Origin of the sequence: Phycicoccus sp. Root563 (assembly GCF_001427915.1) — a bacterium.
Classification (GTDB): Bacteria; Actinomycetota; Actinomycetes; order Actinomycetales; family Dermatophilaceae; genus Pedococcus.
The window spans coordinates 1387872-1403769 of the sequence record NZ_LMGM01000001.1; the positions used below are offsets into that span (position 1 = coordinate 1387872).

Genomic DNA, 15898 nt, shown 5'->3' on the forward strand with positions numbered 1-15898 from the left:
GCGCAGGTACATCCGCAGCAGGTCGCCCGCGAACAGCGCCGACTCCTCGCCACCCTCCCCCGCCTTCACCTCGAGGATCACGTCACGGTCGTCGTCGGGGTCGCGGGGCACCAGCAGGCGGCGCAGCTTGTCCTCCGCGGCCTCGAGGGTCGCTTCCAGGGACGGCACCTCGGCTGCGAACTCGGCGTCCTCCTTGGCCATCTCGCGGGCGGCGGCCAGGTCATCGGTCGCCGCGTGCCACGCGTGGTAGGCCGCGACGGTGGGTCCCAGCGCGGCATACCGCTTGTTCAACCGGCGGACGAGGTCCTGGTCCCCGAAGACCTCGGGGTCGGCCAGCTGCTGCTCGAGGTCGGCGTGCTCCTGGACGAGGGCTGCGGCGGACTCCAACATGACGGCTCCTGGGTCGGGCGTGGGTCGGGCGTGGGTGGTTCTCGGCGCGGGGTGGTTCTCGGCGCGGGGTGGTTCTCGGCGCGGGGTGGTTCTCGGCGCGGGGTGGCAGGTAAAGCAATGCGCCGGCCCTGACCACGAGGGTCAGGACCGGCGCATCGGGAAAGCTACTTGCTCTCGGCCGCGGCCTTCTTGCCGTAGCGGGCCTCGAAGCGGGCCACGCGACCACCGGTGTCGAGGATCTTCTGCTTGCCCGTGTAGAACGGGTGGCACTGCGAGCACACCTCGGCGCGGATCTGGCCGGAGGTGGCGGTGCTCTTGGTCGTGAACGTGCTGCCACAGGTGCAGGTCACCGTGGTGTCGACGTACTCGGGGTGGATGTCCTTCTTCACTTCGCGCTCCTTGAGTCATGAGACCGGGTCGGCCGGGCGGAGTGCCCTGGCTGCCGTGAACCGGTCAGCGGTCAAGTGTGCCAGACAGCGGCGCACATCTCCTAAACGGCAGAGGCCTGCTGCTCATTCCCCGAGGCAGGTCCGGGAGGGGTCGCGGTGACGGGGACCGAAGCAGGCGCGGAGACCGACGCCGGCGGCGCCATCCGGCGGGGCGGGGCGGGCTTGCCCAGCAGCGGGAGGGTGATGGTCATCGTCGTCCCCACCCCCTCGGTCGACTCGAAGCCCAGTGTGCCCGCGTGCCCCTCGACGATCGCCCGGACGATGGCCAGCCCGAGACCGGTCCCGGGGATCGCCTGGGCGTTGGCGTTCGAGGCCCGGAAGAAGCGGTCGAACAGCCGGGCCTGGTCCTTGGCCGGGATGCCGATGCCCGTGTCGGCCACGCTGATCTGCACCTCCCGGCCCACGGCCCGGGTGGTGATGGTGGCGACGCCACCGGCGGGCGTGAACTTCACCGCGTTGGAGCCGAGGTTGATCAGGGCGCGCTCGAGCTGGATGCGGTCGACGTGCACCTCGAGGCAGGGGTCGACGTCGTCGACGACGAGGCGCACCGACCCGCGGGCCGCGACCGGCTGCAGCATCTCGGTGACCCCCCGGACCACGTCGCTGACGAGCACGTCCTCGGGGTCGGACTCCAGGCCCGAGGCCTCGATCTTGTTCAGGACCAGCAGGTCCTCGATCAGCCCGCGCAGGCGGGACGCGTTGCGGCCGATGACCCGCAGGGCCGACTGCTGGGAGGGCTCGAGGCCGCCGTAGTCACCGTCCTCGAGCAGCTCGAGGTACCCGCTGATGGACGTCAGGGGCGTCCTCAGCTCGTGGCTCACGGTGGCCATGAAGTCGGTCTTCTGGCGGTCGAGCTCGGTGAGCCGGCGGACCTGCTCGAGCTGCATCTCGTTGAGGCGCAGCTGGGCGATCGTCTGGGCCAGGTAGCCGGCGCACTGCTGGACGGCCTGGATCTCGAAGCGCCGCCAGCGCCGGTAGATGTCCACCGTCATCAGGGCCAGTACACCGAGCCCGCGCTCTCCCACGCCGACCGGCACCATGACGAGGGAGCGGGCCCCGGTCGCCCGGTGGAACGCCGCGGCCCGTTCGTCGCGGGCGACCTCGGGGTCGAGCAGGTCGCGGATGACGAAGACCGACCCCTCGCGGCGCAGCTCGCGGTTCACGTCGGGGACGCTGCCGGCCAGGGACGGCGGCAGGGGCGGCAGTGGCGGCAGGTCGTCGCGGTGCCACTGGACCCGTTCGTCGACCCCGCCCTCGCCGTCGCCCAGGGTGTAGAGGAGCACCCGGTCGGCGCGCATCTCGGTGCCCAGGTGGGAGCAGACCAGTCGCAGCACCTCCTCGATGTCCTCGGCGCTGCGGACCATCTGGGCGACGTCCAGCACCAGCTCGTGCATGCGCAGGACCTGGGCCTGCTCCTCCAGCAGCGCCCGGTTGGTCGTCGTCAGGTCGTTGAAGTCGTCGGCGAGCGCCCGGATCTCGGCCGCCCCGGCCCTGCCGTCGGCCATGGCGAGCACATCACCGGCGCGCTGGCGGCCGACCACACCGCGCAGCCGGACGATGGGACGCGACAGCGAACCCTCGATCGTGCGCCACATCAGGTACGCCCCCACCACCGACAGCACGGTGAGCAGCAGCATGAGGGCGAGCAGGCGGTTGAACGCGCCGGCGATGCGTTCGCGCGTCTGCGCACGCTGGTCGCCGAGCTGGGACTGGAGGGTGGCCGACACGGCGCGGAACGCGTCGAACCGCTGGTCCGCACCCGCCAGGAGCGCGGTCCTCGCGGCGGCGTCGGTTCCCGTCGCGGGCTGGTCGATCCAGTCGAACCAGGCCTGGGCGGCCGTCTCCTGGTCGCGGCTCAGCTGGAGGTACCGCGTGCGGTCGCTGCGTGGGAGCACGTCGCGGGACAGGGCCGCCTGCTGGCGGTCGACGAGCTGCTCGATCGTGGTGAGGGCGGCACGGACCTCGGCGGCCTCGTCGTTCGAGGTCCCAGCCACCTGCCGGATCCACGCCGTGTTGGCGTCCGTCATCGTCTGGCGCACGGCGTTCGTCGCATCGATGGCCGGCGACAACGCCTGGCTGGAGCGCGCCGTGTCCAGCGAGTTGGAGCGCACGGTCAGCAGGGCGGCGCCGGCGACGACGGGGACGATGCAGAGCATGGTGATGACGAGGAGGCGCAGCTGGGCCGAGACCGACCACTGCGCCGGACGGCTCAAGGCTGGACCTCGTCGAAGCCGGTCCGCGTCATGACGCCCCACACCTGCTTCTTCCCGCGCAGGCTCGCCCACCAACCCGACAGGCGCCAGAAGACCGTGAGCTGCCGGTACCCGAAGTTCTCCAGGACCGCCGCTGCCAACGTGGTGAGCAGGTCGCGCCAGCGGGTGTAGCGGTGGAAGGCCCACTCCTCGACCGACATCGCGGCCAGGGTGACGAGGATCGCGAGGCCGTAGGCGAGGAGCATGAACAGGATCGCGTAGGGGACGTTGACGATCCCCAGCGCCAGTCCGAGGACGACGACGATGATCCCGAAGGCCTCGAGCAGCGGGGCGAACAGCTCGAACAACCAGTAGTACGGCAGGGCGAGGGCGCCGAGGCGTCCGTAGCGACGGCGGAACATCATCCCGCGGTAGGCCCAGAGGGTCTCCCACAGGCCCCGGTGCCATCGCCGCCGCTGCCGACCCAGCACCGCGAAGCTCGACGGCACCTCGGTCCAGCAGACCGGCTCCGGGACGAACTCGACGCGGTAGTCCCGCTTCGTGTCGATCATGTGGCGGTGGATGTGCAGCATCAGCTCGAAGTCCTCGCCGATGCTGTCGGGGTCCAGTCCCCCGACCTCGACGACGACGTCGCGCCGGAACATGCCGAACGCGCCGCTGATGAGGATGAGCATCCCCAGGCGCGACCAGCCCGTGCGCCCGATGAGGAACGCCCGCAGGTACTCCACGACCTGGATCCGGGCCAGCCACGGCTTAGGCATGGCCAACCGCACGAGACGGCCGGACACGACCCGGCTGCCGTTGACCGCGCGGATGGTGCCACCCGTGGCGACCATGCGGGTGGGGTCGTCGGTGAAGGGCTTGCTGACACGCAGGAGGGCGTCGGGCTCCAGGATCGAGTCGGCGTCGATGACGGCCACCAGCGGCTCGATCGCCGCGTTGATGCCGGCGTTGATGGCCTCGGACCGCCCCGAGTTCGTCTTGCGCACGACCACGAGCCGGGTGTGCCCGTCCCGGGGCACGTGCACCTCGGTGATCTGGGCCCGCAGTGGGATGTCACGCGGGACCTCACGGGGGATCTCCACGAGGTCGAAGGCCTCGCGCAGCAGCGGGAAGGTGTTGTCGGTGCTGCCGTCGTCGACGATGACGACCTCGTGGCGCGGGTAGCGCAGGGAGAGCATCGCCTTGGTCGACGTCACGACGCCGACCTCCTCGTTGTACGTCGGGACGATGACCGAGACCCCGAGGGCTAGCTCACCACCGAGGGTGTCCACCGAGGCGTCGCGCATGCGCAGGTACCGGCGGAACTGCAGGGCCGCCGTGCCGATGAGCACGAGGAAGGACAGGTTGATCAGCGTGAAGTAGACGAGGATCGGGATGGCGGTGACGTCGTAGAGCCACTGCACGACCGACCGGAGGCCGTCGAGGAACCCGTTCACGAACGGGCCGCCTTGAGCCCCGCGAGGACGAGGGCGGTGCCGGCAGCAGGCTCGGCGCGACGGGCCTCGAGGGTCTCCATGCCGGGCGCCCCGAGCTCGACGAGGGCGTGCGCCGCGAGCTCGGCCAGCCGGGTGTCGGTGTCGTCCAGCAGGCCCACGAGGGTGGGCAGGGCGTTGGCGGCGCCGATCCGACCGAGGGCGCGGACGCAGGCCCGGCGCAGGTCGGTGGCGACACCGACGGCCGTGTGCCGCGCGAGGAGGTCGACCTCGGAGTCGCGACCGATCAGCCCGAGGGCCTCGGCCGACTCGACGCGCACGGTCAGGTCGGGGTCGGAACCGACGAGCTCCCGCAGCTCGGGGAGGGCCTGGACGAAGGTACCGACGCCCGCGACGTGGGCCGCGACCATCCGGGTGCGCGGCGCGGGGTTCCGCATGGCGGCCCGCAGCACGGGGACGATCTCCACCCCCATCTCGAGCAGCGCGTCGGCGGCGAGGCCGGCGGGGATGCCCTCACCCACCCCCACGGACCGCAGCAGGGGCGCGGCGAGCCACGGGTCGGCGAGGTAGGAGGCGGCATACGCGGCACTGGCGCGCACCTCGGACGCCTCGTCCTCGAGCGCCTCGGAGATCAGGGGGGTGGAGTCGGCGACGCGCGCGAGGCCGAGCAGCTGCACGGCGTGGGCGCGGCGGACCGGCGAGCGGTGCGAGGCGTCGGCCTTGGCGCGCTCGAGCGCGCCGTGGTCCTCGAGGACGGCGACGAGCTGGGTGGCTGGTTCGCCGCGGACCTTGGCCAGGAGGCGGACGGCCGCCTCGTCGATGGCGTCCGCGGTCTCACCACGAGCGCCACGCAGCACGGCGAGGCCCTCGGGCTCACCCGCGGCGAGCTCGATGAGGGCTCCACGGACGGGCGACAGGGCGATGGCCGTACGGTTCTCCCGCGTCAGCCGCACCACCTTCGAGACGATGACGCTGAGCGCGAGCCCCACGCAGGCGACGAGGACCAGGAACTCGATGCCGAGGAGGAGCTGGCGGGTGGTCACCGCGCTCGGGAGAGCATGCCGTTCACCCGGTGCAGGAGCTCCCGTGGGCTGAACGGCTTGATCACGTAGTCGTCCGCACCCACCGCGAAGCCGGTGTCGACGTCGCTGTCGCGCGACTTCGCACTGAGCAGCAGGACCGGCACCGCGCCGTTCTCGCTGTCGCGGATCTTGCGCAGGACGTCGATGCCGGACAGGCCGGGCATCATGACGTCAAGGATGACGAGCGCCGGGCGCTGTGCCTGGAACGACTCCCAGGCAGCCAGTCCGTCACCCACGGCCTCGACGGCGTACCCCGACTGCGTGAGCTTGAACTCCACGAGGTCACGGATGTCCGGGTCGTCGTCAGCAATGAGCACACGGGCCCCATCGGGCATTGCCGCCACGGCTAGTCCTTTCGCCATTCCTGGATCACTACGTTGCATTACATCAAATGTATGGGGTACGGACCCCAACAGCTCGCGTCGGCGGGCATCCATGGGCCTGCGATGGCAAATACGGCCGAACGGCTTACTCGGCGCCTCCATCAACCAGAGAAATCGCCGGGTACGCGGAATGAATGAGGGGCCCTTCGTGACCCGTGACGCGCTCCACCGGCGACGACGGAGCCCGGCACCACCTCGGTGCCGGGCTCCACCCGCTGCGGCCCCAGGGGCCGTGACCGACAGGCGTCAGGCGTTCTCGTCGTCCTGCGGCTTGAGCGAGGAGTTCTGCTGGACCTGCATGAGGAACTCGACGTTGCTCTTGGTCTTCTTGAGCCGGTCGATGAGGAGCTCGATCCCCTGCTGCTGGTCGAGCGCTGCGAGCACCCGTCGCAGCTTCCACATGATCTTGAGCTCCTCCCCGGACAGGAGGATCTCCTCCTTGCGGGTGCCGGAGTTGTTGATGTCGACCGCGGGGAAGATCCGGCGGTTGGCCAGCCCCCGGTCGAGCTTGAGCTCCATGTTGCCGGTGCCCTTGAACTCCTCGAAGATCACCTCGTCCATGCGTGACCCGGTCTCCACCAGCGCCGTCGCGAGGATCGTCAGCGAACCGCCGTCCTCGATGTTGCGGGCGGCGCCGAAGAACTTCTTCGGCGGGTACAGCGCGGCGCTGTCGACACCACCGGACAGGATGCGTCCGCTCGCCGGGGCCGCGAGGTTGTACGCGCGACCCAGCTTGGTGATGGAGTCGAGCAGCACGACCACGTCGTGGCCCATCTCGACCAACCGCTTGGCGCGCTCGATGGCCAGCTCGGCCACCGTGGTGTGGTCCTCCGCGGGACGGTCGAAGGTCGAGGAGATGACCTCACCCTTCACCGCGCGCTGCATGTCGGTGACCTCCTCGGGACGCTCGTCCACGAGGACGACCATGAGGTGGCACTCGGGGTTGTTCGTCGTGATGGCGTTGGCGATGGCCTGCATGACCATCGTCTTGCCGGCCTTGGCCGGGGCCACGATGAGACCGCGCTGGCCCTTGCCGATCGGGGCGACGAGGTCGATGACCCGCGTGGTGAGCAGGCCGGCCTCGGTCTCCAGGCGCAGGCGCTCCTGCGGGTACAGCGGCGTGAGCTTGCCGAACTCGACCCGCTTGCGGGCCTCGTCGGGGGTCATGCCGTTGACCGTGTCGAGGCGGACCAGCGCGTTGAACTTCTGGCGCTGGTTCTGCTGCTGCTCCTCGGTCTGTGCCTTCACCGCACCGGTGACGGCGTCGCCCTTGCGCATGCCGTTCTTCTTCACCGCGCCCAGCGGGACGTAGACGTCGTTGGACCCGGGCAGGTAGCCCGAGGTGCGCACGAAGGCGTAGTTCTCCAGGACGTCGAGGATGCCCGCGACGGGGATCAGGACGTCGTCCTCGGCCACCTGCGGCTCCGACTCGTAGTCATTGCCGTAGGGGCGGTCGGTGCGGGTGCGCTTGTCACGGTTGCGGCTGCGGTTGCGGTTGCGGCGGCGCCCACGGCCCTCGCCGTCGTCGTCGCCGTACCCGCCCTGGTTCTGGCCGCCCTGAGCGCCTTGGTTCTGGCCACCCTGGTTCTGGTCGCCCTGCTGCTGGGTGCGGGTGTTCTGCCGGTCACCCTGCTGCCGGTCACCCTGCTGCCGGTCACCCTGCTGGCGGTCGTCGCGGTCCTGCTGGCGCTCGCCCCGGTCCTGGCGGTCGTCGCGGTCCTGCTGGCGCTCGCCCCGGTCCTGGCGATCGGCCCGGTCGGCACGGTCGGCACGGTCGGCACGGTCGGCCTGATCGGCCCGGTAGGCCTGGCGCTCGGCGCGGTCGGCGCGCTGCTGCTGGCGGTCCGTGCGCTCGGGCCGGTCCTCGCGGTCCTGCTGCCGGTCGGTCGCGGCCCGGTCGGAGCCGGCACGCTCGGCGGCGCTGCGCTCCGAGGCGGCGCGGTCGGAGGCGGCACGGTCGGAGCCGGCACGGTCGGAGCCGGAACGCTCGGTCGCCTGCTCGGTCTGCGGGCGCTCGGCACGGCGCTCGGCCGCACGGGCAGAACGCTCCGACCGCGCCTGCTGGCGTGCGGCGCGAGCCTGCTCCGCCTCGGCGCGCGGGGACTCAGTGCGCGGGGACTCGGCACCCAGGGAATCGCCCCCTGCGGCGTCGGCACGCGAGGAGTCGGCACGCTGCGCCTGACCCCGGGTGTCCTCACGGCGCGCGTCGGCCCGTGGGGCCTCGGTCACGGCGGCGGCGGCCGACGCGGTGTCCGCGGCCGGGCGCTCGGCACCGCTGTCGCGGCGCGGCGCGGTGCCACCGGACTGACGGTCCTTGATCGCGGCGACGAGGTCGCCCTTGCGCATCTTCGCGGTCCCGGCGATGCCCATGCTCGCGGCGAGGCCCTGGAGCTCCGCCACCTTCATGGTGCTCAGGGCACCGGAACGGCGCGGCTTCTCGTCCTGCGCGGGCGCAGTGCCGAGAGTGGTGGTGTCTGTCACGAAGGATCCTTCCCCCTCGTATGCGGCCGGGTTCAGATCCCGAGCCGGTGCTTGGGTCGGCAGTGGGCCGACCAGTGGAGCCACATGCAGCACGGTGAGGCCAAGGCAGCGAACGCTGCCGTCATGTGGAGGGTGCGACCCGAACGGTGGTCCGCGAAGAGGCGGCATCGGCGGCGGGTGCGTGCTCAATGTAACACCGTTGGCCGGTCAGGAAGTCCAGCCTGTCCAGATTGTCGGTCAGGGTGTCAGGGCCCTGACCTGCGCTCCTTCGTCCGGCACGCCGGGGTCGAGGAGCTGCCAGGCCCCGTCACCCAGAGGAGCTACCCCGTCCACCGCGTCAACCGTGGACAGCACCAGGACGGAGGGCCCGGCACCCGAGATCACCGCGGCGTGCCCTGCGGCCCGGAGGCTGTCGACGAGCTCCATCGAGCCGCCGAACGACTCGCGCCGCGCCTCCTGGTGGAGCCATTCCCTCGTCCCCGCCAGCAGGTGCTCAGGGTGCGCGGTGAGGGCCTGCACCAGCAGGGCCGACCGGGCGGAGTTGAGGGCCGCGTCGCCGTGCCGCACGTGGGTCGGCAGCACTGAGCGGGCCTTGGCGGTGGAGAGCTGGGTCGCCGGCACCAGCACCCGGATCCGCACGTCGGGGTGCAGGGACAACCGCACGGTGTGCGTGCCGTCGCCGTCGCCGTCCGACCACGACAGGGTCAGGCCGCCGTAGACGGACGCGGACGAGTTGTCCGGGTGCCCTTCCAGACGAGCCGCCAGGGTGTTGGTGAAGGCGAGGTCGAGGGAATCGGTGAGCTCGCGGCATACGTCGTGCAGGCCTTGTGCCGCAACGATTCCCGTGACGATGGCCGTCGCCGACGAGCCCAGGCCACGGCCGTGGGGCACCTCGTTGCGGCAGGCCAGGTGAAGCCCGGCCGGGGCGTCCACGCCGAGCTCCTCCCAGGCGCGCAGCATCGACCGGTGGACCAGGTGGGTGGCGTCGCGCGGGACGTCGGCGGACCCCTCCCCCTCCACGTCGATCCGCAGGCCGGGCTCCTCGGTCACCGTCGCGACGCAGGAGTCCCACAGGCCGAGGGCCAGCCCCACGGAGTCGAACCCCGGCCCGAGGTTCGCGCTGCTCGCCGGGACCCGCACCTCGACTGCCGCCCCGGGCGTCAGGGCAGCCCCCATCAGCCGTCCAGCCCCAGCGCCTGGGCGGCGGTGAACGCGTCCACGGACACCCGCGTCGGGGTGACGTCGGAACCGTCGGCGTTGCGCAGCGCCCACTGCGGGTCCTTGAGCCCGTGACCCGTCACGGTGCAGACGATGGTCGCCCCGGCCGGCACCTGTCCGGCCTCGGCGGCCTGCAGCAGCCCCGCGACGGACGCGGCGGACCCGGGCTCGACGAAGATGCCCTCCTCCGCGGACAGCACCCGGTGGGCGTGCAGGATCTGCGTGTCGGTGACCGACTCGATCCGGCCGCCGGAGTCGTCGCGCGCCTGTTCGGCCTGCTTCCACGAAGCGGGGTTGCCGATCCGGATCGCGGTCGCGATCGTGTCCGGCTCGTCGACCGGGTGGCCCAGGACGATGGGGGCGGCGCCGGCGGCCTGGAAGCCCCACATCTGCGGCAGCCTTCTCGCCGGACCGGGCTGCTCGGACCCGCGGTGGTACTCCCGGTAGCCCTTCCAGTAGGCCGTGATGTTGCCGGCGTTGCCCACGGGCAGGCAGTGGATGTCGGGGGCGTCCCCGAGGGCGTCGACGACCTCGAACGACGCCGTCTTCTGGCCCTCGATGCGCGCCGGGTTGACGGAGTTCACCAGCTCGACCGGGTACGCCTCGGCCAGCTTGCGGGCCAACGTCAGGCAGTCGTCGAAGTTGCCGTCGACCTGCAGCAGCGTCGCCCCGTGGGCGATCGCCTGGCTGAGCTTGCCCATCGCGATCTTGCCGTCGGGCACCAGGACCGCACACGTCATACCGGCCTTGGTCGCATAGGCGGCCGCGCTGGCACTGGTGTTGCCCGTGGACGCGCAGATCACGGCCTTGGCACCGTTGCGGGCCGCGACCGAGATCGCCGCCGTCATGCCGCGGTCCTTGAACGAACCGGTGGGGTTGAGGCCCTCGTACTTCACGAAGACGTTCGCGCCGGTGAGCGAGGACAGGTGCTCGGCCGGGATGAGCGGCGTGCCACCCTCCTGCAGCGTGATGACCGGGGCACCGGCCAGCGTCGGCAGGCGGTCGGCGTACTCGCGGATGACGCCCTTCCACATCGTCGGCATCAGGCTCCCTCCACCCTCATCACGGACGTGACCTCGTGCACCGTGTCGAGCGCGGCGAGCGCCTCGACCGTGGCGGACAGCGCGGCGTCGGGGGCGGTGTGGGTCACCACGACGAGGCTGGCGCGGGTCTCCCCGCCCTCCTCGTCGACGACCACCTTCTGGCGCACGGTCTCGATCGACACGTCGTGCGCCGCGAACGCCGTGGCCACCTGGGCGAGGACGCCGGGACGGTCGGCCACGGCGAGGCTGATGTGGTACCTCGTCAGCGCCTGACCCATCGTGAGGACGGGCAGGTCCGCGTAGGCGGACTCCCCCGGACCTCGTCCGCCACCGACGCGGTGCCGGGCCACGGCGACGACGTCACCGAGGACGGCGCTCGCGGTCGGGTCACCACCGGCGCCCTTGCCGTAGAACATCAGCTGCCCGGCTGCGTCCGCCTCGACGAACACCGCGTTGAAGGCGTCGCGCACCCCGCCGAGCGGGTGCGACCGGGGGATCATCGCCGGGTGCACCCGGACGCTGACGCCAGGCGCCAGCTCCCCGTCCTCACCCGCGACCTCGGTGCGCTCGCAGATCGCGAGGAGCTTGACGACACAGTCCATCTCGCGTGCGGCCTGCACGTCGGCAGCACTCACCTCGGTGATGCCCTCGCGGTAGACCTGGTCGCTCGAGACCCGCGTGTGGAAGGCGAGCGAGGCGAGGATCGCGGCCTTGGCCGCCGCGTCGAACCCCTCGACGTCCGCGGTCGGGTCGGCCTCGGCGTACCCGAGGGCCTGCGCCTGCTCGACCGCCTCGGCGAACCCCTGACCGGTGCTGTCCATCTTGTCGAGGACGTAGTTGGTGGTGCCGTTGACGATGCCGAGCACCTTGCGCACGTCGTCGCCCGCGAGGGACTCCCGGATCGGCCGCAGGATCGGTATGGCGCCCGCGACGGCGGCCTCGTAGTACAGGTCCACGCCGTGCTGGGCGGCCGAGGCGTAGAGGCCGGGCCCGGCCTCGGCGAGCAGGGCCTTGTTGGCGGAGACCACGGACGCGCCGTGGGCCATCGCCTTCTCGATCAGGCCACGGGCCGGCTCGATGCCGCCGATGACCTCGATGACGATGTCGGCGCGGGTGACGAGCTCGTCCGCGTCGGTCGTGAAGAGCGCGGGGTCCACGGGCAGGTCGGAGCGGTCCCGACCGGCGCGGCGCACCGCGATGCCGACGAGCTGGAGCGGGCGACCCACCCGGGCCGCGAGGTCGTCGGCGTGCTCGGTGAGCAGGCGGGCCACGGACGACCCGACCACGCCACACCCGAGCAGGGCGACCCGCAGGGGCTCCCCTGCCGTCACCTTCTGGCTGTCACTCACGACGTGCTCCTCAGCGCCCCTGGGGGCTTGGTTGCGGTCCGGCCATCGTGCCGTGTGACCACGTTGTGGACGCTCATTGTTCCGTCATCCGGACGTCTTCGCGCAACGTGCCGGTCCCGCCGCCAGATCTCCTCAGCCCACATCGAGCGCCAGCAGATCCTCCACGGTCTCGCGCCGCACGAGGACCCGCGCCCGTCCGTCGCGGACGGCCACGACCGGCGGCCGGGGCGTGTGGTTGTACTGGCTGGCCATGCTGCGGCAGTACGCGCCGGTCCCCGGGACGGCGACGAGGTCGCCGGCCGTGATGTCGTCCGGGAGGTACTCGTCCATGACGACGATGTCACCGCTCTCGCAGTGCCTACCGACCACCCTCGCCAGCCGCGGCCCGGCCTCGGACCGGCGGCTGGCCAGCGTGCACGAGTAGTCGGCGTCGTAGAGGGCGGTGCGGATGTTGTCGCTCATGCCGCCGTCGACCGAGACGTAGGTGCGCGTGAGGCCCCCGCCGAGGTCGACGTCCTTGACCGTCCCCACCTCGTACAGGGTGAAGGTGCTCGGGCCGGCGATCGCCCGGCCGGGCTCGATCGAGATCTTCGGCGCGGGGACGTCGGGGCTCCCGTCGCCGACGGTCTTGAGCTCACGGGCGACGAGGTCGGCCATCTGCTCCCCGAGCTCGCGCGGCTGCAGCGGCGTGTGCTCCGACGTGTAGGCGATGCCGTATCCGCCACCGAGGTCGAGCTCGGGCATGTGCACCCCGTGGACCCGCGCCACCTCGGCGTGCAGGCCGATGAGCCGTCGCGCCGACACCTCGAAGCCGCTGGTGTCGAAGATCTGGCTGCCGATGTGCGAGTGCAGGCCGAGCAGGTCCAGGGTCCCGTCGTGCTCCAGGATCCGGGCGACGGCCTCCGCGGCCCGGCCGCCGGCCAGCGAGAACCCGAACTTCTGGTCCTCGTGGGCCGTGGCGATGAACTCGTGCGTGTGCGCCTCGACGCCGACCGTCACACGCACCATGACCGGCGCGCGGACGTCCAGCTCGGTCGCCACGGCGGCGACGCGCTCGATCTCCTCGAACGAGTCCACGACGATCCGCCCGACGCCGTACTCCAGCGCCTGTCGGATCTCGGCGAGCGACTTGTTGTTGCCGTGCAGGCCGATCCGCTCCGCCGGGAACCCCGCGCGCTGCGCGACCGCGAGCTCGCCGCCGGAGCAGACGTCGAGGCAGAGCCCCTCGTCCGCCACCCAGCGCGCGACCTCGGTGCACAGGAACGCCTTGCCGGCGTAGTAGACGTCGACCCCGCCGAGCTCGGCGAACGGCTGGGCGAACTCGTCACGGAACGCCCGCGCCCGCGCGCGGAAGTCCTCCTCGTCGAGCACGTATGCCGCGGTGCCGAACTCGCGAGCGATGCTCACCACGTCGAGCCCACCGACCGTCAGCCGGCCCTGCTCGTCGCGGGCCACCGTCTGCGGCCACAGCTGGGGCATGAGCTCGTTGACGTCGCCCGGGGTGGGCAACCAGTGCGGCGGACCGCCGTACCCCTCGGCGTGGAGGGCACCAGCCTCGTGAGCGCGCATGGGCTACATCCTGTCTGGTGCGGAGACTCCCAGCAGCGCCAGTCCGTTGGCCAAGACCTGGCGGGTCGCGTCGTTGAGCCACAGCCGGCTGCGGTGCAGGTCCGTGACCTCCTCGTCGGCGGTCATCGGCCGCACGCGGCAGGTGTCGTACCACTTGTGGAAGTGGCCGGCGAGGTCCTCGAGGTAGCGCGCGACGCGGTGCGGCTCACGCAGGTGGGCCGCCTGCGCCACGACCCGCGGGAAGTCCCCGAGGATGGCCAGCAGCGAGGCCTCGGTCGGGTCGGATAGCAGCGACGGGTCGAAGCCGTCCGCACGGGACACCCCGTCCTCCCCCGCGAGCCGCGCCACGTTCGAGGTCCGCGCGTGGGCGTACTGGACGTAGAAGACCGGGTTGTCGTTGGTCTGCTTGCGCAGCTCCTCGCCGTCGAGCGACAGCGGGCTGTCGGCCGGGTAGCGGGCCAGCGAGTACCGGATCGAGTCGGTGCCGATCCAGTTGATGAGGTCGCGCAGCTCGATGATGTTGCCCGCCCGCTTGGAGAGCTTCGCCCCACCGAGGTTGACCAGCTGACCGATCTGGACCTCGATGTTGTGCTCGGGGTCGTCGCCCGCGCAGGCCGCGATCGCCTTGAGCCGGTTGATGTAGCCGTGGTGGTCGGCACCGAGTAGGTAGATCTTCTCGTCGAAGCCGCGGTCCTTCTTGGACAGGTAGTACGCCGCGTCCGCCGCGAAGTACGTCGGCTCGCCGTTCGCGCGGATCAGCACGCGGTCGCGGTCGTCGGTGAAGTCGGTCGTGCGCAGCCAGACGGCGCCGTCCTCGTCGAAGACGTGGCCCTGCGCGCGCAGCCGGTCGACCGCCTGGGTGACCGCACCGGACGCGTGCAGCTGCTCCTCGGAGAACCACACGTCGAAGTGCACGCCGAAGTCGGCGAGCGTGTCCTTGATGTCCTTGAGCTGCGCGGCGTACGCGAGCGAGCGCGCCTCGGCCAGCTGCTCGTCGGCAGGCAGGTCGAGCAGGTCCGGGCGGGCGGCGAGGGCCTGGGCGGCGAGGTCGTCGACGTAGGCACCCGGGTAGCCGCCCTCGGGGGTGGGCTCACCCTTGGCGCTGGCCAGCACCGACGCCGCGAACTTGTCCATCTGGGCGCCGGCGTCGTTGATGTAGTACTCGGTCGTCACGTCGGCCCCGGACGCCTTGAGCAGTCGGCTCATGGCGTCGCCGAGCGCCGCCCAACGGGTGTGGCCGAGGTGCAGCGGCCCGGTCGGGTTGGCCGAGATGAACTCGAGGTTGATGACGTGCCCGGCCTCGGAGTCGTTGCGGCCGTAGGCCTCCCCCGCCTCCACGATGCTGCGGGCCAGCTCACCGGCCGAGGCCGCGTCGAGGGTGATGTTGAGGAACCCGGGCCCGGCGATGTCGACCGCCTTGACCCCGTCGACCCGGCCCAGGCGGTCGGCGAGCAGCGCCGCGACGTCGCGCGGCGGCATACCCGCGAGCTTGGCCAGCTGGAGCGCGACGTTGGTGGACCAGTCGCCGTGGTCGCGGTTCCTCGGTCGCTCCACCCGGACCTCCGCGGGCACGTCCACGGCGAGGTCGCCCGCGGCGACGGCGTCGGTCAGGGCGGTGCGGATGGCAGCAGCGAGCTGTTCGGGAGTCACCGGGCAAGTCTAGGGCTGGCCCGCAGGTGCCCGGTCACGGCGCCGGGGTGTGGCTGCGACCCTCCGCCATGAAGCCGTCCACGAGGGAGATGAGGTACTCCGGGTCGAACGGCTTGGCGACGAACGCGTCGAGCCCGGAGGCCGTCGCCTGGGTGCGGTCGTGCTGCTGCACCGACGCGGTGACCATGAGCACCGGGATGTCCCTGAACCGGGCGTCACCGCGGATCTGAGCGATGGTCCACCAGCCGTCACGCGGCACCATGTGGGCGTCGAGCGTGATCACCCCGGGGAGGGGCTGTCCCTCGTCGGCACGCTCGCCCAGCCGGGCCAGCAGCTGGGCGCCGTCGGTGACCTCCTCCACGTCGTACCCCTCGAGCTCGAGGTTGAGGCGGATGAGGCGTCGGATCGGCTCGGTGTCGTCGCACACCATGACCAGTCCCCCGCGTTCCATGAGGGCCACCCTAGGCTGCTACCCTCACCGGGCGCGCCTTTCACGGGGCGTGGTTCGGCCCCCGTAGCTCAGGGGATAGAGCACCGCCCTCCGGAGGCGGGAGCGCAGGTTCGAATCCTGCCGGGGGCACCAATCGGCCGAGTGCGACGCACTCGGCCTTTTTGGTGCCCGATCGACGGGCGGG

13 protein-coding genes and 1 tRNA gene are annotated in these 15898 nt (G+C 71.6%); 1 reads left to right on the top strand and 13 read right to left on the bottom strand.

All coding sequences use genetic code 11. The annotated features are described in order from the left end of the window. From ASD62_RS20615 to ASD62_RS06590, 13 genes are all read right to left on the bottom strand, one after another. The coding region (locus tag ASD62_RS20615) for a PCRF domain-containing protein (RefSeq protein ID WP_235530651.1) at positions 1 to 390 on the bottom strand (390 nt) is incomplete at its 3' end. Between the two features lie 164 nt (positions 391 to 554). Continuing rightward, positions 555 to 779: a 50S ribosomal protein L31 gene (rpmE, locus tag ASD62_RS06535; protein WP_056915265.1), complete on the bottom strand. Its 225-nt coding sequence runs from the start codon at positions 777 to 779 to the stop codon at positions 555 to 557. Positions 780 to 880: 101 nt separating this feature from the next. Then, positions 881 to 3052, bottom strand: a complete 2172-nt coding sequence (locus ASD62_RS06540) for a cell wall metabolism sensor histidine kinase WalK (protein WP_056915266.1) — start codon at positions 3050 to 3052, stop codon at positions 881 to 883. Further along, positions 3049 to 4491, bottom strand: coding sequence for a glycosyltransferase (locus ASD62_RS06545; RefSeq protein ID WP_056915267.1), 1443 nt, complete (start codon positions 4489 to 4491; stop codon positions 3049 to 3051). Before ASD62_RS06545 ends, ASD62_RS06540 begins: the two co-directional genes overlap by 4 nt. Beyond that, complete coding sequence (locus ASD62_RS06550; protein WP_056915268.1) at positions 4488 to 5531, bottom strand: HEAT repeat domain-containing protein; 1044 nt, start codon at positions 5529 to 5531, stop codon at positions 4488 to 4490. The genes ASD62_RS06545 and ASD62_RS06550 overlap by 4 nt, the downstream gene beginning before the upstream one ends. Further along, the gene (locus tag ASD62_RS06555; protein WP_056915269.1) at positions 5528 to 5905 is read right to left on the bottom strand and encodes a response regulator transcription factor; all 378 of its coding nucleotides are present in this window, start codon (positions 5903 to 5905) and stop codon (positions 5528 to 5530) included. The genes ASD62_RS06550 and ASD62_RS06555 overlap by 4 nt, the downstream gene beginning before the upstream one ends. A 294-nt stretch (positions 5906 to 6199) precedes the next feature. Beyond that, positions 6200 to 8434 (bottom strand): transcription termination factor Rho, encoded by a 2235-nt coding sequence (rho, locus tag ASD62_RS06560; protein WP_255354134.1) that lies wholly within the window; start codon positions 8432 to 8434, stop codon positions 6200 to 6202. A gap of 237 nt (positions 8435 to 8671) precedes the next feature. Then, on the bottom strand, positions 8672 to 9610 hold the full coding sequence (locus ASD62_RS06565) for a homoserine kinase (RefSeq protein ID WP_056915270.1): 939 nt from the start codon (positions 9608 to 9610) through the stop codon (positions 8672 to 8674). Beyond that, positions 9610 to 10695, bottom strand: coding sequence for a threonine synthase (gene thrC, locus ASD62_RS06570; protein ID WP_056915271.1), 1086 nt, complete (start codon positions 10693 to 10695; stop codon positions 9610 to 9612). The genes ASD62_RS06565 and thrC overlap by 1 nt, the downstream gene beginning before the upstream one ends. Beyond that, positions 10695 to 12044: a homoserine dehydrogenase gene (locus ASD62_RS06575; protein ID WP_056915272.1), complete on the bottom strand. Its 1350-nt coding sequence runs from the start codon at positions 12042 to 12044 to the stop codon at positions 10695 to 10697. The genes thrC and ASD62_RS06575 overlap by 1 nt, the downstream gene beginning before the upstream one ends. A gap of 132 nt (positions 12045 to 12176) precedes the next feature. Next, positions 12177 to 13613 carry a diaminopimelate decarboxylase gene (gene lysA, locus ASD62_RS06580; protein WP_056915273.1) on the bottom strand — a complete coding sequence of 479 codons (1437 nt, stop codon included), beginning with the start codon at positions 13611 to 13613 and terminating at the stop codon, positions 12177 to 12179. A gap of 3 nt (positions 13614 to 13616) precedes the next feature. Further along, on the bottom strand, positions 13617 to 15263 hold the full coding sequence (gene argS, locus ASD62_RS06585) for an arginine--tRNA ligase (protein ID WP_056915274.1): 1647 nt from the start codon (positions 15261 to 15263) through the stop codon (positions 13617 to 13619). 34 nt (positions 15264 to 15297) lie between these two features. Continuing rightward, positions 15298 to 15714: a PleD family two-component system response regulator gene (locus ASD62_RS06590; RefSeq protein WP_082552858.1), complete on the bottom strand. Its 417-nt coding sequence runs from the start codon at positions 15712 to 15714 to the stop codon at positions 15298 to 15300. A 57-nt stretch (positions 15715 to 15771) separates the two neighbouring features. Between ASD62_RS06590 and ASD62_RS06595 the strand changes: the two genes are divergently transcribed. Then, positions 15772 to 15846: transfer RNA gene (locus tag ASD62_RS06595), tRNA-Arg, on the top strand. Positions 15847 to 15898 lie beyond the last annotated feature (52 nt).